Source organism: Phormidium sp. CCY1219, from assembly GCF_055795085.1.
Genome location: NZ_JAYFEQ010000533.1, coordinates 12,341 through 31,229, shown reverse-complemented (window position 1 = coordinate 31,229; position 18,889 = coordinate 12,341). Strand labels below are relative to the sequence as shown.

At 48.7% G+C, this 18,889-nt stretch carries 15 protein-coding genes; 5 read left to right on the top strand and 10 right to left on the bottom strand.

Annotated elements, in window-relative coordinates; all coding sequences use genetic code 11:
* The first annotated feature begins 167 nt into the window (after positions 1-167).
* Positions 168-1,034, top strand: a complete 867-nt coding sequence (nadC, locus tag AC0QH1_RS14780; RefSeq protein WP_324631946.1) for a carboxylating nicotinate-nucleotide diphosphorylase — start codon at positions 168-170, stop codon at positions 1,032-1,034.
* 192 nt (positions 1,035-1,226) lie between these two features.
* On the opposite strand, the gene AC0QH1_RS14775 is transcribed toward nadC, so the two are convergent.
* From AC0QH1_RS14775 to AC0QH1_RS14760, 4 genes are all read right to left on the bottom strand, one after another.
* Entirely contained in the window at positions 1,227-3,008 is a 1,782-nt protein-coding gene (locus AC0QH1_RS14775; RefSeq protein ID WP_324631945.1) for an iron uptake porin, read from the bottom strand.
* A 1,162-nt stretch (positions 3,009-4,170) separates the two neighbouring features.
* On the bottom strand, positions 4,171-4,854 hold the full coding sequence (gene phoU / locus AC0QH1_RS14770) for a phosphate signaling complex protein PhoU (RefSeq protein ID WP_324631944.1): 684 nt from the start codon (positions 4,852-4,854) through the stop codon (positions 4,171-4,173).
* 127 nt (positions 4,855-4,981) lie between these two features.
* On the bottom strand, positions 4,982-6,301 hold the full coding sequence (locus AC0QH1_RS14765) for a sensor histidine kinase (protein ID WP_324631943.1): 1,320 nt from the start codon (positions 6,299-6,301) through the stop codon (positions 4,982-4,984).
* A gap of 168 nt (positions 6,302-6,469) precedes the next feature.
* Positions 6,470-7,222, bottom strand: coding sequence for a response regulator transcription factor (locus tag AC0QH1_RS14760; RefSeq protein ID WP_324631942.1), 753 nt, complete (start codon positions 7,220-7,222; stop codon positions 6,470-6,472).
* Positions 7,223-8,058: 836 nt separating this feature from the next.
* On the opposite strand from AC0QH1_RS14760, the gene AC0QH1_RS14755 reads away from it, so the two are divergent.
* Positions 8,059-8,805, top strand: coding sequence for a creatininase family protein (locus tag AC0QH1_RS14755; protein WP_324631941.1), 747 nt, complete (start codon positions 8,059-8,061; stop codon positions 8,803-8,805).
* 26 nt (positions 8,806-8,831) lie between these two features.
* On the opposite strand, the gene AC0QH1_RS14750 is transcribed toward AC0QH1_RS14755, so the two are convergent.
* Positions 8,832-10,877: a WD40 repeat domain-containing protein gene (locus AC0QH1_RS14750; protein ID WP_324631939.1), complete on the bottom strand. Its 2,046-nt coding sequence runs from the start codon at positions 10,875-10,877 to the stop codon at positions 8,832-8,834.
* Between the two features lie 225 nt (positions 10,878-11,102).
* Positions 11,103-12,854: a DNA repair protein RadA gene (radA, locus tag AC0QH1_RS14745; RefSeq protein WP_324631938.1), complete on the bottom strand. Its 1,752-nt coding sequence runs from the start codon at positions 12,852-12,854 to the stop codon at positions 11,103-11,105.
* Between the two features lie 169 nt (positions 12,855-13,023).
* Here radA and rpaB point away from each other — a divergent pair, with 169 nt between their 5' ends.
* From rpaB to AC0QH1_RS14730, 3 genes are all read left to right on the top strand, one after another.
* Entirely contained in the window at positions 13,024-13,752 is a 729-nt protein-coding gene (gene rpaB / locus AC0QH1_RS14740) for a response regulator transcription factor RpaB (RefSeq protein WP_324631937.1), read from the top strand.
* Between the two features lie 125 nt (positions 13,753-13,877).
* A complete protein-coding gene (locus tag AC0QH1_RS14735) occupies positions 13,878-14,552 on the top strand; it encodes a cofactor assembly of complex C subunit B (protein WP_324631936.1) in 675 nt (224 codons plus the stop codon).
* A gap of 6 nt (positions 14,553-14,558) precedes the next feature.
* Complete coding sequence (locus AC0QH1_RS14730; RefSeq protein ID WP_324631935.1) at positions 14,559-15,083, top strand: DUF456 domain-containing protein; 525 nt, start codon at positions 14,559-14,561, stop codon at positions 15,081-15,083.
* Positions 15,084-15,116: 33 nt separating this feature from the next.
* On the opposite strand, the gene hpsJ-A is transcribed toward AC0QH1_RS14730, so the two are convergent.
* The 4 genes from hpsJ-A to AC0QH1_RS14710 all read right to left on the bottom strand — a co-directional run bounded on the left by hpsJ-A (position 15,117) and on the right by AC0QH1_RS14710 (position 18,278).
* Entirely contained in the window at positions 15,117-15,839 is a 723-nt protein-coding gene (hpsJ-A, locus tag AC0QH1_RS14725; RefSeq protein WP_324631934.1) for an HpsJ-like protein, cyanoexosortase A-associated, read from the bottom strand.
* 41 nt (positions 15,840-15,880) lie between these two features.
* On the bottom strand, positions 15,881-16,558 hold the full coding sequence (locus AC0QH1_RS14720) for a cyanoexosortase A system-associated protein (RefSeq protein ID WP_324631933.1): 678 nt from the start codon (positions 16,556-16,558) through the stop codon (positions 15,881-15,883).
* Complete coding sequence (gene crtA, locus AC0QH1_RS14715) at positions 16,552-17,394, bottom strand: cyanoexosortase A (protein ID WP_324631932.1); 843 nt, start codon at positions 17,392-17,394, stop codon at positions 16,552-16,554. Before crtA ends, AC0QH1_RS14720 begins: the two co-directional genes overlap by 7 nt.
* Positions 17,395-17,594: 200 nt before the next feature.
* The gene (locus AC0QH1_RS14710; protein ID WP_324631931.1) at positions 17,595-18,278 is read right to left on the bottom strand and encodes a PEP-CTERM sorting domain-containing protein; all 684 of its coding nucleotides are present in this window, start codon (positions 18,276-18,278) and stop codon (positions 17,595-17,597) included.
* Between the last annotated feature and the right edge of the window lie 611 nt (positions 18,279-18,889).

Sequence of the window (18,889 nt, the reverse complement as noted above, 5' to 3'; positions counted from 1 at the left end):
CTTCAGGCGCTTTACTAATGTAACAACCCCATTCGGGAATGTCAACCCTTTTTTGAAAAAATTTTGGATTTTTTTTTCGGTTCTGCCTAAAAGCCTTGCAGGGTGGGGATTTAAGGGACAATAAAACTCGTGATAATCAGTCGTTTTGAGTGGAGGCGGTTTGCATAATGAGTCAAAAAGCGGTTTTACCTCCTTGGATCGTTTTGGATCCAACACTGCGAGGATGGTTGCTAGAAGATATTGGTCGCGGCGATCGCACCAGTGGCAGCCTCTATATAGGAGAAGCTCCCTGGGGTGTCGGCGAGTGGCTCGTCAAAGAGCCTGGAGTCATTGCAGGATTAGAAGTCGCTCGTCGCGTCTTCTATCTGTTAGAGTCGCAAGTCAAGTTTGAACCATCCGTTGCGGAAGGTGAATTTTCTGAGCAAGGACAGACGATCGCTCGCTTAGAAGGCCCACTTGATACCCTGCTCATGGGAGAACGAGTTGCCCTTAATTTAGTCATGCGTCTGAGTGGCATTGCCACTGTCACCCGCCAGTATGTGGAGAAAATTGCCGATCTCCCGGTGCAGCTTGTGGACACTCGCAAGACAACCCCGGGACTTAGGCTCCTTGAAAAGTACGCCACTCAAGTGGGTGGAGCCAGGAATCATCGCATGGGACTGGATGACGCTGTAATGATCAAAGACAATCACATTGTCGCTGCAGGGGGGATTGGCGCGGCGATCGCGTCGATTCGTTCCCAAATTCCCTACCCCTTAACCATCGAGGTCGAAACGGAAACCCTCGCCGATGTGGAAACAGCTCTCAAACATGGAGCAGACATTATTATGCTCGATAACATGCCCCTCGATCGGATGCGTCAAGGTGTGGCATTAATTCGTCAGCACAATAACCGGATCCTCATAGAAGCCTCCGGAAACATCACCCTCGACACCATCCGAGCGGTAGCCGAAACCGGCGTGGACTACATCTCCACCAGCGCCCCCATTACTCGCTCTACCTGGCTCGACTTGAGTATGAAAATCCGCTCCTAACCAATAAAAAAGAGGCACTCGGCTGGCTCCGAGCGCCTCTTTGCATCACTAAGATTGTCTTCGTCAAGTGGGCGAGCAGATTTTTCACCAATATTCTGCTCTTGTCAGATTCTCCAGTCCGATCGAACCGAACCATGACGAGGGGGATCTCCCCAACGCCAGTTCTAGAACCCAATTTGCACTCGGTCGGGTCTAGAATTTAAACCGCGTGCGAATCGTTCCCACCCAAACGGTATCGTTCTCCTCATTGTGTTCTGCATTCGTAACCAGGAAAAAGCCCGGAGTAATTTCGATATTACTGCTGAGGCGGTAACGATACAGAGCCTCGAAATGCAACGAGGTATCGGAATCTTCACGCAAATCGAAGTCATTGTCCGTCACTTTCGGCGGTTGACCGACGAGAAAAGCTAAATAGCTGCCATCTTTGCCCACATCGTTAACCACTGCCATTGCGGCCCAGTTCAGGATAGTGGCATTATCGTCATCGCTCACCCCACCGGAACTTTCTTTGGCTTGAGCATTGACCCAACCAAACCAACCCGCTAATTCGATTTGGTCAGTAATCCCTAAACTCCCTTGAGCCGACACAGTATTGGCGGAAGTCGCCACACCCCCAAATGGATTATTGGCAAAACTACTGCCAGTGCTGCCCACCAGACCCGATCCACCGGGATAATAAGAATTAATGTAGGTAATCCCTACTCCTATATTATCCGTAGGCGTGAAGTTGAGCTGAGCTAAGGCAGCATATTCACCGTCAAATAGTCCGTTGCGCGCTGTCGGGGTTGCTGCATCCGGGGCAATATATCCCACATTCACTCCGATCGCATCGCTGAATTGGTAATCGATGTTCAAACCAGCGCCACCACTCCCTTGTCGCAGCACCGGGTTAAACCGTCCAAACCGGGATAGCGCTCCACTGTTACTACTGGCTATGGGGCTATACGGATTAACGAGGGCATCGTAGAATTCCACATTCGCCGCGTCGATTTGTACCGTTACCCTGTCACCCAAAGGAAAACGATAATAAATCTCGTCAATTTCAAAAGCGTTATCCGTATCGGTATCAAACGATAAGCGGGTCATGTTGGTTTCGGTGACGTCGCGTCTGAACCCAGGCATGTTGGCGCTCTGTAACCGAGTTCGCAGGCGATCCTCTCCGGTGAAGCTGGTATCCATTGTCAGACGCACCCGGTTACCAAACGCAAATTCACTTCTATCTCCTTGGGTGGCCCCATCGCCAAAGCTATCGGCGATCGCAAACAAAATGTCACCGCCGAGTTTGGTCGTGGTGGAGAACTGATTGGCTTCTAATTCCGCTACTCTGACTTCGATCGCATCCACTCGCCCCCTCAAGGTCGCCAGTTCCGCACCAAATTCCTCGAGTAACGCCTCAATTGCGCTTAAGTCATTATCTGGTAGCTCTATACTGTCGATGATTTCCTGAATTCGCAGCAAACAGGCATTCAAGCTGGCAGCAAATTCATAGCGGGTCATTGCCCGATTACCCCGATAGGTGCCATCGTCGTACCCTAACAGACATTGGTAACGTTCAGCTAGGGAGCGTAGCGCCTGAAATGCCCAGTCTGTGGGGGCAACATCAGACAGATCCGTCACGGAATTTACTTGCTCTAGGGGGCCTTCATCAAAATTGACTTGCGAATACTGGTTCAGTTCTTGGAGTAAAGTCCCCGGTGGATCTGCTGTAGCTGGGTTGGACTCCACCGGGGAACCTGTAGCTGATACAGTTCCCTGTGCTGCCTTGCCTGAGCTGTAGTCTAGGTTATCTCCAGAGTATTGCTTGAGTTGTTGTAGCAAATTCTCTTCCTGGTTTGCCACCGCAGACGGGGACTCGGAAACTGCCGAGTTGGCGGGTACTTCGGTTGCCATTCCTTGGTTGGACAGTAGCAATGCCGCACTCACGGCTGCCGAACTGAATTGCAGAGTCTGCCAAAACACCCTTGACATCATCATTTTTTCCTCACACCTTGCTAATTAGTGCAACTCAGCTTTTGGGGTGGGAGCTTGCTTCCCGATCGCCTCCTTGGTGTCGGAGACCTGAGAAGCTACCCTAACAGCACCCCAAACTGAAATTTAGCCTGAATGAAATTTAGCATAAAACTGCCTCGGCACGCTGCTCAACCGAGCGAGGATTTTCCAGACTCATAATTTTAAAACTTTTTCACTTAATTTTTTATCAATTTTTTCCTCATCCTATCATAGGTTAAGTCTTGGGTTCCAGATAAAGATGAGGTAATCATCAGGTTAAGAGTTTCCGTGGCTTCCCGGCTGGCTGCTATACCGACAACTAGGCATTGTAAGCTACCTAAAATGGCGATTGTAAATCTTTCCTCTAACCACATACCACCCTAGGAGTGTTTTGGTGATGGTTTTCGGTAAGTCACTGTCAGCGACTCTTTAGCTCCGGCTTGGGTTATAACTGCTCCGCGTTTGCCAGAATCAACCCGGGGGCGATCGCCGTTTGAACACTGTTTACAGCTCGGCTTCAAGCTGTAGAGAGGCAATTTGTGAGCCTATAAAATAGCATTACTGTATTAGAAAAAGTAAACTGCTTTGCATCACCAGCCTATCCAGATTGATGCATTTGACTTTTTTGTGGAAATAGGTATTTTCCCTGTTTCCCTGGAGCTGGTGCATCGAGCTTTAAGTCCTTATAAACTCAGTCATCTTCCCATAAATTTTGGAGGTTTGGCAAGACGCTTTATTTTTATCCTTTCGTCAATTCAAGGGAAGAAATGAACGTAATTGGCGTTAAATTTTATTTTGATGATGATTAACCCGATCGCTTGCAGAAAAAAATTACCGCTCGCTATTGCCGAACATCTGCTATTATAAATAAATTGATAAAGCGGAAGTAATTGGCTCGTATTTTTGGCGCAAATATATGTGACTGATGTCTAACTTGCCTCCGACAAAAACGCGCGATCGCGGCTAATTAAAAATTTCCGGCTTAGCGAAACCTTCCCCCCTCAAACAGACCATTAGATACCCCCAAGGAAGTCTTCCAACATTTTCCCTGGCGACTCATCGAAATAGGGGCACACACCAGTGTCAAACTGTAGGTTTATCCAATCTTTTTTGCAGCAGAGGGGAATAAATTTTGGCAGTGAAACACTCATCGATGACCCGTTACAATGTAAGCGACTCGTTGGCCGATATTAGTAGCATGGTCAGCCATTCGTTCGAGATGACGAATCAGTAATGCTAATAATAGAAGGGGTTCGACTACTCCTTTCACATCTCGCTGATTGGCTAAAGTAGCATAGAGATGATGGTAGGCATCATCAACAATACAGTCTAGCTGTTTGACCCGCTGACCGACTTCAGCATCGAGATCGGCGAGTGCCACCAGACTGGTAGCGAGCATTGCTTGAGCGTGATGGGACATTTCTTCAATTTGAGGCATACAAGGATGCGGGGGATAGGGAAAAAGTTTAACCGCAATTTCAGAAATATCTTGCGCGTAGTCCCCAATGCGCTCTAGGTCTCGCACGAGCTGCATAAAGGCTCCCAGCAAGCGGGAATCCATTGCGGCGGGAGCTTGCAGTGTCATCAAAAGAACGCAGTCTGCCTCAATTTGGCGATAGAAGCGGTCGATTTGTTTATCAATTCCAGCAATTGCCTCAACGGAGGATAAATCTCGGGCAAACAAAGCTTGGTGACTTAGCCGGAAAGAATGTTCCACTAAGGCACCCATTCGCAAAATATCCCGCTCTAAGCGTTTAACTTTTCGCTTAAAATGAGTCAATCTAGAATTAGAATTGGAGGACGAAGGAGTGAGCCGAGCGATGGAAGCCATCGGTAGTTAGAATAAATCTACTAAATCAACAGATTGAAACAACTGCACCCAAAAGCCACAGTTAAAATCGAAAACAGTTAGGAAAACTCCAGCCTCAGAAATGGGGAACGATCGCCCAGGAAGTTCATCAAGTAGAGGGGAGTTTAATTTGCAACCAAGCGCCGCCGGTTTCGGGGTGATTTCGGGCTTTGATGGATCCACCATGAGCGCGAACGATCTGGTCAGCGATCGCCAACCCCAGACCACAACCGGCACTCACCCCAGAAGCCTTGGTTTTTCGGTCGCTAGAGTCAGCAACTTGCCGAGATCTAGCCGGATCTCCGCGATAAAGGCGATCGAACACGTAAGGGAGATCCGAATCACTAAAGCCCGATCCTGAATCTATAATATCGATTTGAACCCAAGCCCGATCCCCAACTTCCACTATCGTAGGCGTTTCTTCTCCAGAAAGCAAAGTGACGATGGCTTGAATGGTGCCGCGATCGGGAGTATAGCGAATGCTATTATCGAGGATATTGAGAAATACGCGGTAGATGCGGGATTCGTCGGCTTGAATCCATACCGCATCTGAGCCAGAATACTCTAGATGTAGCTGTTTTTGACGAGCTAAAGGTTCTAAGGTCTGCCAGACTGACTGAATCAACCCATGGAGTTCCACCGATTTGCAAGCCAGATTGTTCCCGGGATCCACTTCCATTTGGCTGAGTTCTAACCAGTCTTGGACGAGCTGAATCAATCGATTGGTTTCCTCAAACAAACGCTCCACTCTCTGACGCCAAGGAGGCTCCAGACGTCCCTGTAACGCTTCCGCCACTAAGCGAATTGAAGTCAGGGGGGTTTTGAGTTCGTGAGCCAAATCGGAAATCCAGCGGTTGCGGTTTTGAGCGAGGCTGACTAAGGGTTGTCGGTTTTCTAAAAACACCCCCACTTGACCGTTATTTAAGGGGCAGCTATGTCCGCGCAGGGTGAGCGATCGCGTTTTCCCCACATCCGATCCGCTTTGACACGCCGGATGAAATACCCACTCTCGCATTTGAGGCTTTTGTTGCTGACGAGTGGTCTCGATCAGTTGATCTAACTCGTAGGATCGCACGAACTTCAGCAGCAACCGAGGCGAGTGGGGTTCCCATTTTTGAATCTGCAAAAGCTGTTGTGCTTGCTCGTTACACCACAAGAGCTGGTTTTCTTCATCCACCTGAAGATATCCAATCGGGGCGAGTTGCACTAATTGATGCCAGGTTTGCAGTTGTACCTCTAGCTCTTGTTGCTCTTGTCTGATTAAGGAAATAGCTCGCCGCAGACGCGACATCATTGGCATATATAAGCCAAACGAATCCATTGGCAATCCACCCAAAAATTGCCGCAACTGTTTGCGGAGCCATAATTGCTCGCCCAGCCAAAACCCCATCCCTAGGGCAAGTCCGAGGAAAAATGCGACTAAAGCCATCTAGCCTGATTTCTCCTTAATCATTGAAAGCAAATGCGGCTCAGCCATCGAATCCGAGCGGATATTTCCTTAAACTGGGCAGTGGAAATCGGCCAAATTCTGCTATAGTGACCCGATCGCCTATTTCTCGAGCTTGTGCGCGAATGGCTGATGGCTAATCGCTACCTTTTATCCTAACCGATAGCCAAACCCCCTGACGGTAATAATGTACTCTGGCTGACTCGGATCCCGTTCTAATTTCTCTCGCAACCAGCGAATGTGGACGTCAACCGTTTTGCTATCCCCAACAAAATCTGCTCCCCACACGCGATCGAGCAACTGATCCCGGGACCACACCCGTCGCGGATAACTCATAAATAGCTCCAGCAAGCGAAACTCTTTGGGCGAGAGATTGACTTGACGATCGCCCACGGTAACTCTGCACTCTTGTGGCGACAAAGTAATCTCGCCAAACTTGAGCAGTGGTGGCTCTGGCAAACCGTTTAACCGTTGGCGGCGCAGCAACGCCCGACACCGCGCAATTAACTCGCGCATACTAAACGGTTTCGTCAAATAGTCATCTGCTCCGACTTCCAATCCTAAAACGCGATCGGTTTCACTGCCTTTAGCACTAAGAATCAAAATCGGCACTGGGTTTCCTTGATGACGTAATAACCGACACAAATCCAGCCCGTTAACTTGAGGCAGCATCAGATCCAACACAATTAGATCGAATGGAAATTCTCCTGGCATAACCTCTGTGCCATAGAAACAGTTCAGGGCGCTTTGTCCGTCGGCGGCAATTGTGACCTCGTAACCTTCTTCTTCTAACGCGAGAACCAGCATTTCCCGAATCAGGTCTTCATCTTCGACGACTAAGACCCGATTTCCTTGGCTGAGTTCTGGTCTGGGAAGATTTGTGGTCGCTTCCAGAGAAAACATGGTTAGTGATTGTTGTTTCTAATACCATCCCCATTTTTACAATAAAACGGCCTGTAAATAGAGTTGGCTAATATAACAAAATATGTAGACTTTCAGCTTAGGGCGGGGATCGGTGAGTTGGTATGGGTTTTCACCCCTCCCCTCTCGGCACATTTCAGCGCGAAAATTTCCTAACAAAGACGACCCTCCCATTGACGCCGATTCGCCTACAGTGCTTGACCCCAAATGCCGCCATGCCATTATCTGCGCCCTTCCCCTACCGCATCGCCGACCCTCCAGGGTTGCCCAACCTACAGCGTTCATCCACTTGGAGAGTAAATTTTGTGATGCTTTTTATTTGAAAAATCCTCACCCCCAGAGCGTCAGTTTACTAGAGCTGAGTAACCCGTTTTCTTCACAAAAAAGTTACGCGCTTAGCAACCGAGGCGGGTTCCCAAGCCGATTTTAAGTCCAGTTTCTCTCCCACTACACCGTCTCTGTCCGAACAAACATTAAGTCCGAATTAATTTTTGTTGATTTTTGGACTTTTCTGTGATATAATTTTAAACCAAATTTTCAAACAAAATTCAAACTCAAACCTTATTCGGTCAAAGAGAAAAAACCAAACAACGCAGGTAAGAGAGCATACAAATGAGAGCAGTTGGATTCACAAAAAGGAGGGAGAGAAGACTCCTTGGTGAGCTAAACGAGAATTAAGTCAGCAGATTGCAACAGGCGATCGCCAAGAACACTTCAGCGATCGCCGTGGGGCATAATCCGGCTTTGACTGCCAATTGCGGTGGCATTGCAGACCAACTCTGGTTAGGATAAAGTCTGTACGCTTACTCTTATCGATTATGCTGCTGCATTTAAGTACCTGGCCGGAAGTTGAAGCCTATTTGAAGCAATCCACTGGAATTATTTTTCCGATTGGTTCTACGGAACAACATGGTCCGATTGGTGCGATCGGTACCGATGCGATTTGTGCCGAGGCGATCGCCCGAGGCGTAGGTGAAGCCACCCAGGCGATCGTTGCACCGACGATTAACGTGGGGATGGCCCTGCATCATACCGCCTTTCCAGGCACCATCAGTCTACGACCCAGCACCCTGATTCAAGTCATCCGAGATTACGTTACCAGCTTAACCCGGGCGGGATTTACCAAATTTTTCTTTATTAACGGTCACGGCGGCAATATCGCCACCCTGAAAGCGGCTTTTTCCGAAACCTACGCCGTCCTCAACGACTTGCAAGTGCCGAATGGCGATCGCGTCCAATGTCGAGTTGCCAACTGGTTTACCTGTAGCTCAGTGTACAAACTCGCCAAAGAACTCTACGGGAACGAAGAAGGCTCCCATGCCACCCCCAGCGAAGTCGCCGTCACCCAGTATCTCTATCCAGAAGCCATCAAACAAGCCCCCTTGTCAAAAGAAGTCGCCTCCGGACATCCCATCTATGGTGCGGCTGATTTCCGCCGCCGATATCCCGATGGTCGCATGGGGTCTAATTCTGCCTTAGCCACCCCGGAACATGGTAAGCAATTCTACGACTTAGCGGTCAAAGAGCTAAGTAACGCTTACCTAGAATTTCTCAGCGGCGAGTAAAGAGCGATCGCCGCCACCCCGAATCATTATCCCACCGCCCGCCAAATCTTAATCATCTTATCGTGAGAACCACTCGCCAGGAAATGACCATCCGGACTAAACGCCACCGCATTCACCGAATCTAAATGTCCTGAAAGGGTGCCGATGTGTTCTCCGGTTTCCAAATGCCACAACTTAATCGTCTTATCATGGCTACCACTGGCTAGAATCTGCAATCGCGGAGCGATCGCCACGCACAAAACCTGCGCCGTATGACCCCGCAAAGTTCGAGTGGGTGCGGGTCGCGTGCCTCCTTCCGAAGTCGTCTCCTTAAGATGCCACAGCTTAATCGTTTCATCCATACTCCCACTCGCCAATACATGACCATTGCGACTTAACGACACAGAAGTCACTGCCGAATTCCCAATCAGCGTCCGCACCAATTGCAAAGTTTTCACCTGCCAAATCTTAATCGTTTTATCTTCACTCCCACTCACCAAAAGCTCCCCATCCGGACTAAAAGCAATCGAATAAATAAACCCAGAATGCCCGATTAAAGTCCCCACTAACTCTCCCGTTTCCACCTGCCAAATCTTAATCGTTTGGTCTCCACTTCCACTCGCTAAAAGCCGACCATCCGGACTAAAGGCCACCGAATAAATCGACACCGAATGACCCAATAAAGTATTCACCCGTCGGCTAGTTGGCAAATGCCATAACCGCACCCGATAATCCACACAACCACTCGCCAGATATTGATGATCTTGACTGAGCGCCACCGAATAAACCGAAGCCGAATTATCCCGCAGGGTATGAGGCATTCCGTGGGTGCGTCCGCTGCTTTTAAGCTGCCAAATATTAATGCTCTTATCCCAACTACCACTGACTAACGTGTAAGACGATCGCTGACGATTTTCGGGGGTTTGCACTCCAAACACCACAGACACCACCGAGTCTGAATGACCCGTGAGCGTATTCAAGCATTTCCAGTGCGGACGAATTCCATTGCTAGTATTTCGACTCGGTACCGGTAAACCAGTCAACACCACAGGTTGTTCTTCCTCGCTTTGGCGGTTCGATTTCGGAGATACGGAAGGCATATTGTCCTGAATTTTACCTCTCGCCATCCGCCGCTCGAAAGCTGAAGTTTCCCCTTCTCGTTCTTGACTGTTTTCTAATAATTTTAAAACCGTCTCTACTTTCGGATCCCTAGCAGGTAATTCTCTTTCCGTTTCCCGATTTAATTCATCATCAATGACACTCAGCCCCACTTTCTGTTGCGACCACTCTCTGAGTTCTTGGCGCAGAATATCAATATCAAAATCAATGATTTGCACAGCTCCAAGACAGGTTTGAGGATTGTCTAACACTTCCGTCACCTGCTGCACTAGGTTCTGGATATCACGTTCACTCTTAAATACCTCCCACTCAAAATCGGCAAATTTTTCAGTTTCGGCAGATAAAAATGCCGATATTTCCGGATGATTTTTAATAGAATCTGCCAAAAGCAAACTAACAAAAGGCAACCAATCTCCTCGAAAGCTTTCTTGCCAAATGCCGGGTAATGCTTCTAGATAAAGCTCGGATTCAATTGTTCTTTTGAGTTCCCGTAATTGAGAGCTGCGGCTTCGAGAATTCAGACCGCAGATTTCCTGGGAATTTCCGCATAAAATGGGAAGAGAGGTGGTGGGTTTGAAGGATCGGTTGCTATTTAGGGTGCCAGTGGCTTCTTTTCTGCAAGCTGCGATGCGCCTTTTTAGCCACGCTTGGATTTGTTGTTGGTCTGTGGTTCGCACCTTTTCATTGGGTGCCATATGATGGGCTTGTTGCAGATGGGAAGGGTGGATGGCGAAAGTAATACCTTTGAGCAGGGCGTCTAGGAGAGCCAGTCGAGCCTGGGCGTATTTTGGCAGGAAGAAACCCGATCGCCAAGTGACGAATAACTGGCTCAATTGTGTTGGGGAAAGATTGCCCAACAGTCCCGAATTCAGAGTACCTGTGATTTTCCCACCGAAGAGAGAGGCACCCCAAAGTAAGGCGCTTAGTTCATCTAGCACCGATTGTCTCCCGATCGCCTGTGATTTTGTTGCCATTCAACCGCAATAAATTTTTTGTGCAGCGCTCGATTTGTTTCAATCCCCCTTTACGCCAGTGGTAATTCCATTTTAAAATTTAGACTCGAAAGTGTAGAGCGCCGATGCACTGCTAGAACCTAGTGGGAAAGCAGTGTAGGAACTACAGCCTCGGGCAGATTGGCTGCCGTGTGTTTGCTGTAGGTGTTTTCAAATTCGCAACAACATTGAATTTCATCCAGGACTTTAGAATACTGGATCTTCAAAATCAAATTCATCGTTAAAGTCATCATCGTCAGTGGTGGTAGACTCGTCAACCCCGCCATTGCTCGAGGCGATCGCCACCGACGGTGAAGCCGAAGCGCTAGGGATGGCGGAAATGCCCTGATTCGGCGGACCGGGAATGGCTTCCACGATCGCATCGAGAACTCTAGCCACGGGCAGAATTTCCATTCCCAAATCTGGCGGTACTTGCCCTTTGGGAATAATGGCTCGCTTAAAACCGAGTTTGCCCGCTTCGCGCAGGCGCAGTTCTAACTGAGAGACTGGTCGGACTTGACCGCCCAAACCCACTTCCCCGATAATCACCGTATGGGGATCGACTACGCGATCGCGAAAAGAAGCCACCACGGCGATCGCCACCCCCAAATCCGCTGCCGGTTCGCTGACACTAATCCCGCCCACGGATCCGAGATAAGTATCCAACTTAGAAAGCGGTACCCCCACCCGTTTTTCCAATACTGCCAGAATTTGCACCAAACGATTGCTGTCAACCCCGGTGGTGGCTCGACGGGGGGATCCAAAACTGGCGGGACTGACCAAAGCTTGCAATTCCACTACAATCGGACGGGTTCCTTCACAAGCCACAATGGTGGAAGAACCGGAGACAAATTCCTCGCGACTGCCCAAAAACAGTTCTGACGGGTTAGGGACTTCTTTCAGCCCGTGAGCCACCATTTCAAAGACGCCGATTTCGTGAGTGGCTCCAAAGCGGTTTTTCATGGAGCGCAGCAGACGATGACTGGCAAAGCGATCGCCCTCAAAAAACAGTACCGTATCCACCAAATGTTCCAGAACCCTCGGTCCGGCAATCCCCCCTTCTTTGGTGACGTGCCCCACAATAAACAGAGTAATGTTCTCCCGCTTCGCCACCTGCATCAACGCCGAGGTACATTCTCGGACTTGTGCCACGGATCCCGGTGCCGAGGTTAACGAGGGAAAGAAAATGGTTTGGATACTGTCCACCACGGCTAAATTCGGTTTCAGGGATTCCAACTCGCGCAAAATTTCTTCTAAGTCGGTTTCTGGAAGCAGATAAAATTGAGATTCTTTGTGGGGGCGTTTAGATCGAGGGGACTCGGAGGTTTGTTTGGGATTGTCGGTGGTAGGGTTCGAGGGGGTTTGTGCGGGGATGGGTTCTGCTTGGGAAACGGAATGGCGATCGCGATCGCTGGAGGATTGCGAACTATCCTGCTGGCCATTTTCGGATGTGGAGGATGCGCTTTTTTCTTCCTCCTCATCGGAGTCCAGGTTTCCAAGCAAGCGCTGGGCACGCAATTTGACCTGCTGTCCCGACTCCTCGGCGGATACGTAAAGAATGCGCGACCTGTAGGAGAGGTTATTGGCAACTTGCAACAGCAGAGTTGATTTACCAATTCCGGGTTCGCCGCCAATTAAGACTAACGAACCCGGAACGATGCCACCGCCGAGAACCCGATCCATTTCGCCATAGCCCGAGGAACAGCGACTCACGGTTTGGTCAGCAATCTGATTTAATTTGACAGAGGAGCGGGGTTGCCCGGAGGATTTGGATTTGGGTTTCGTGCCGTCTCGCATCCAGGAACTGGCGTTCAAACTGGGACGAGCGGCGTTGGCGGAAGAGGGCAAAACCTCTTCGATCAAGGAACCATAGGTATCGCAGGCAGAACATTTACCAAACCATTGGGCAAATTCGGCTCCGCACTCTTCACAAACATATTGGGTTCGCTGCTTGGGCATTCGTTATCTCTATCGACCCTATTGGACATCAGATGGATAGTCAAAAAGCTTGAGACCTACCTTGGGTAAGAACTTCAGATGAAGCTATGGTGCTGAATATGAGACAATTCAAATGGTACAGTATTAAAAATTAAGAATTACAAAAGACGCTAAAGGAGCCTTGAGTATCTTGGAAAACCTTAAGGAAAAGATACTGGTTGTCGATGACGAAGCAAGTATCCGTCGGATCCTGGAGACCCGCCTTTCGATGATTGGCTATGATGTGGTAACGGCGGCAGATGGGGAAGAAGCGTTAGAGACTTTTCGCATGGAAGTTCCCGATCTAGTGGTTTTGGATGTGATGATGCCGAAGCTAGATGGCTATGGCGTTTGTCAGGAACTGCGGAAAGAATCCGATGTCCCCATCATTATGCTAACAGCCCTGGGAGATGTGGCTGACCGGATCACGGGTCTGGAGTTAGGCGCGGATGATTATGTGGTCAAGCCGTTTTCGCCAAAAGAACTGGAAGCTCGCATCCGATCGGTGTTGCGTCGCGTGGAGAAAACCGGTGCGCCGGGGATTCCGAGTTCTGGGGTGATTCAGGTTAGTTCGATAAAAATCGATACGAATAAGCGGCAGGTTTACAAGGGTGATGAGCGGATTCGCCTGACGGGGATGGAGTTTAGTTTGCTCGAATTGTTGGTGAGCAAGTCGGGAGAACCGTTCTCGCGATCGGAAATTTTGCAGGAGGTTTGGGGTTACACGCCAGAGCGTCATGTGGATACGCGGGTGGTGGATGTCCATATTTCCCGCTTGAGAGCGAAGTTGGAAGAGGATCCGAGCAATCCAGAGTTGATTTTGACGGCGAGGGGAACGGGTTATTTGTTTCAGCGGATTCTGGAACCGGATGAGATATGAAGCGGGAAGGGGGAAGTCATGGTGGATGGCTTTTCCCTTGCTGGGGTTCTGGGGGTTTGAGGATGGGGAGCGATCTGGGGCGATTTTTGCAGTGAAAATAGATGTTGGGTAAGACGCGATCGAGTATGGCTCAATCAGATGGATCGGAGATATTGCGTCGCTTACCTCTGGTTGCTGGGGGTTTGGGAGGCGTTTTGTTGGGGGTAAACCGCTTGCTGACGCCGGGAGTTACGGAGGCGCAAGCGCGATCGGATGCTTTGGGAGTGATTTTAAGCGCGCTGTTGGTGTTGACGGGTTTACTGTGGCAACAGGTGCAGCCGCGATCGCCGGAGGCGGTGGAGTTGAAGGGCGAATCGGGGTTTGAACTGGCACCGGATTTGCCGGAGGCGGTTCAGACGGAATTGGCTTGGGCGTCGCATTTGTTGCTGACGAATACGGTAACGAGGTCTGTGGTGGTGTTTTATGGGGGACGGGTGCTGCTGCGGCGGGGGGTTTTGCCACCCAAGTCGCAGGTGACGCCGGGAGCGATTTTGCAAAGAGCGATGGAACGGCAAAAGGCAATTTATTTGGTGGAGTTGAAGCTTTATCCGGGTCGTGTTGAGTTTGATTATTTGCCGGAAAATACTCAGGGGGTTATTTGTCAGCCTTTGGGCGATCGCGGTGTTTTGATTTTGGGGGCAAATGCTCCGCGCAGTTACACGAAGCAAGATGAACGGTGGGTTGAGGGGATTGCTGACAAATTGGCGGTGACGCTGAGTCAAGGTTTATCGGATAATGATGTTGCACCTGCTGAAGGTTAGTGGTTTATGGCTATTTTGTATTGGGTACTGGTTGCAGTGATGGCGATCGGTGTTATCGGCGCTGTGGTTCCTGGAGTTCCGGGGTCGAGTTTGATTCTCGGCGCGATCGCGATCTGGGCTGTGTTTAATGAGAATGGGTTGAGTAGTGTGGGTTTGGCTCTGGGAGTGGCAATGGGGGTTTTGCTGCTCAGTGTGGGCATCGATTTGTTGGCTACCTATTGGGGGGCGAAACGCGCCGGGGCGAGTAAATGGGGTCAAATTGGGGCGATCGTTGGCTTTGTTTTGGGCTTTTTTGGTTTATTGCCGGCTTGGCTGATTGGCGGTCCGTTGCTGGGTATTTTTATTGGCCCTTTGTTAGGGGCGATAATTGGCGAGTATCTCTATCGGAAGGATTTGGCGATCGCTGTCAAAGCCGGAATTGGGGTGGTGGTGAGTTCCCTAATTGGCAATTTTATTCAAGGCTTTTTGGCTCTGGCAGCAGTTATTGTATTTCTCGTTACCAATTGGCCTCCGCCCGGGTTTGGGGTCTAGCTATAGCAGCGATCGCTCCAACGGTTCTGCAGGTTATCTCGACCAACGAGTGCCTCGCCAAATCATAAAAAATAAAGCACTAGATACCAAAGCACCGAGATTCCATTTCACCGAATTTTTCAATAAATTAACTCGCTGATTTTGCCGGACTTGTTGAGTTTGCGTCTGCACCTGTTCTCTGGCTTGAGGAATTCTAGACAAAATCTCGTTTTTCAAACCCTCTGTATTGGTACTATCCACCGACAAACCCAATCGGTTAAGTTCCAGTGCCAAAGTTTGCAATTGTTCGGTGCTACCTTGACTGACCTGTTGCTCGATCGCTTCGAGTTGTTCTAGCTGCTGTTGCGATTGAACGGTAATTTGCTGATTGTTAATCCGATTCAAACGCAAGGTATTATTAATCCCTAACGGCACGAATAACAGGGAAACCACTGCCAGCAACAGACAAACCCAGGACAGTAATTTCAATAAAATATCTTCTAAGCCCGTGCGGTTGTAGTCTTCCCCAAAAAACACCAAGGCAAATCCCAATAAAGGCACTGGCGCTCTTTCCACCAACGCGCCCATCGTCTGCAACTCCCAATTGGGATTCATAAAATTGGGAGAAATAAACACCTGAATGGTGTCAAATAAGGCTAACACTAATAACCCATACCCCACCATCCGGATTCGACCGATTGAGCGCAATTGGTCACCGCTAAAGCGCAAAAGCTCTTCCACCGAGCGACTGACATCAAATCCTTCAGATTTACTCATAATATTGGCACCCTTATTTTAGGTAAAGTTTAAGTACAGCTTTAAGAGGGCGGAAAGCGTGGCTGCCACCAACGATACCATGAAACCCAGACAGATTCTAAAATTGAATAGGAATTTTCTGGAGAGTTCTTATCTAAGGGGATAGATAGAACAGTTAACATACACCGAAAATCTCTGAGTTTTTGTTGTCCCAACAACCACGGTAAAAGGCGATCGACCTGTAGGTCGTAGGCATTTCGGTTTTTCCTAAACTGTTCCCCGCTAACCGTGCTACCTCCTCGCGGATTAATACAAGAAGCCAGATAAGCTTGTTCTCCCGTTTCAGATACCCCGTAAAATCCTATCTCCTCTTGGTGACGTATGGTTAGTTTAGCAGCCGATGCCTCAATATCGAGATGTGTTTGCATTAATTTTTCCACATTCCCACCAGTATTTGTTACGTAGCGCATCTGTATTTCCAGGGGCAGGTTATTTTGAATGTAGAAATATTGTCCCCCGGAAATGAGGCTTTCGTTTTCATTGACCTCTAGGGGCAAACTCTCTTCAAACTGCCAATCCGCTAACGGAACAGCCGTTGGAAAAACAAACGGCGTAAACCCAGCACTCTCGATTGGAGGAGAGAAAATTAACTTTCCCAGAACTGCGATCGCACCACCCAAGGTAGCGGCTAGCAGCACAATCCTGACAGATTTCCAGTGTAATTTTTTAGGAATTAACATTTGTCTGCATTGTGGCTTTCGGGTTCATTTCGCAGGATAAAAAACCAGCAAAATATGCCTAAAATAACGACACCTATCATCGAAAAAATTAAAGATCCATCGCCGTAATGCCAGTATTCAAATGCAGTTTTACTGGAATAGGCCACTAAAAAAGCCATCAGGGCAACCCGCACTCCATTTACTGCAAATCCTGCCACTATGGCAACGATCGGGACTAATATCTTCTGCTTCCAGTTGGTGGGAAACATAAACAAGAAAAGGAATGCTAACCCAAGTAACTGAAGAATTGCGCTGTAGCCAGAACAGCCAGAATAAACTTCTATGCTACCTGTGGGCAGATTAACGTAAATGCCGTCTTGCTCGACCTGAAACCCCATATACCACAAAACAAACGCCGCAAATTTCGCGGTGAAGGGAGAAATATCAAAAATCTGCAATAAAAGCCCGGTGGAGATGGAGATAAAGCCTAAAATGAACAGTTCTTGCCAATAGTAGGCTAATCGTTTCCAACCGGAACTGAGCAGGGCTAGCCCCACTCCCGATAAAAAAGGTGAAATGCGAAGGAACAAGTCATACTCGCCCAGGTTAACGCTTTTCAACAGCACTAACCCAATCAGTAACGTTCCTAAAATGCTGGATATAACATCGCTTTCCAGATTCAAATCTTGATGTTTTTCCCAGACTAAAAATGCAGCAGCTCCCCAGAAAAGAAGGCTGGTACCCACCACATCAACCGGGGCATGTCTCCACATCAATGTCAGGTTAACAGCCATTAAACCTACTGCAATGCCCAGCAACCAATATTTAGGTTCTTTTAAATCTTGAATCGAAGTCATATTCCACACTTTGCACTTGATTCGCAGGTTAAGTTTTACATTGAGGCCGATTTTCGTTATGCCAATGTAATCGCGGATCCCATGCAGAAAGCTGCATGTGGGCGGATTGAGTTAAGCAAAAGCAGTTGGCAACGGTGCCAACTGCTCTAGTTTACTCAATATCCAACCCACTTGGAAAACTGACTGCTAATATTGACTGATTAGCTTTCGCTGGTGCGACGCTTGCGAGAACGACGAGCGGCTGCCAATCCAGCAGCTCCCAATGCTAACCCTCCCATCGTCAACGGTTCGGGAACTGCTGCAGCACTTACGGTTACGTCGTTAAAGTCTCCATCGGCACCTGCCCATTTAATATCTTCAAAGGCAATTGCCACCGGTCCACTAAACGGATCTGCAGATTGATAGGAACTGGCATCGAAGGCTTGTGCTTCTGTGCCGCCAGTGGTTCCAAAGGCAGCTCGCTGACCATAGGTATTCAAGCTGGTTGTGCTGTAGGCTATTCCTTGATTGTTGCCGTTATAAGTGCTTGCAAGTCCCAGAGTGTAAACTTTACCCGCCAGGAACGTAAAGGTATCGTTGACCTGGGTCACGGCGTTTCCTAAAGTGGCTTCAAAGCCATTTTGTGCGCCGTTATCGGAGGCTTGGGTTTCTTCAAATACCACCCCGTTCTCTGCTGCTGCCAAGGAGCCATCGGTGAGTACCTCAAAGATTTTGAGGGTGGACTGGAAAGCTCCGTTAGAACTGCCGAAGGAGAATTTGACTTCGGTATCGCTATTAAAACTGATGCCGTCGGTGCCGAAGGAAAAGGCTCGGGCTGGAGCGGATGCCCCAAACAGCGCGATCGCAACGGCGGCTCCTATGGAAATAGAAAGGGTCTTTTTCATGATGTCATGCACTCCCTGCGTTACTTGACTATATGGTATTATTATGGCAGATATCGATCTCCAATTTGCAGTGTCAGATGGTTCTTTGCAGAATCTTCATTTAATTCTTGGCTAACAATTAAACTGCAATCTACATTCTACGTTACACCAGAAACTTTTTTGATGCAGCGATCGCCTTCACCTGATGAGTGCGATCGGCGTCACAATTGCTTCCCTACGCTCCATCTTTTTCCTTGTCCGTACTGGGGTTAAGGAGAGGCTCAAAAGCTCCCACCAGACTCCATTTACCGACATAACAGTTTAATATTGCCCAACCCCCCCATACAGACTTTCAGTAAAATCACCCAACTTATCAATTAACCTCTTGTTAGATAAAAGTGCTTTCAGTGATTTTACGGATATGGCCTCAACAATGATAAAAAATTAGGCTAGAAAAGCAGCAACGTCCTATGTAAAAGCCATCTGCTCTGAGCATTGTTTTTCAGGGGAGTTTGATAAATAAAACCCAATCGGTTTTATAAAAACTGCATAATTTGTGAAAAAGAATTGTGGCTCCATTTGGCGGCTGAGCCTCGGAAGACGCCTTCCGAGGCTCAGTGGGGGTAGCGATC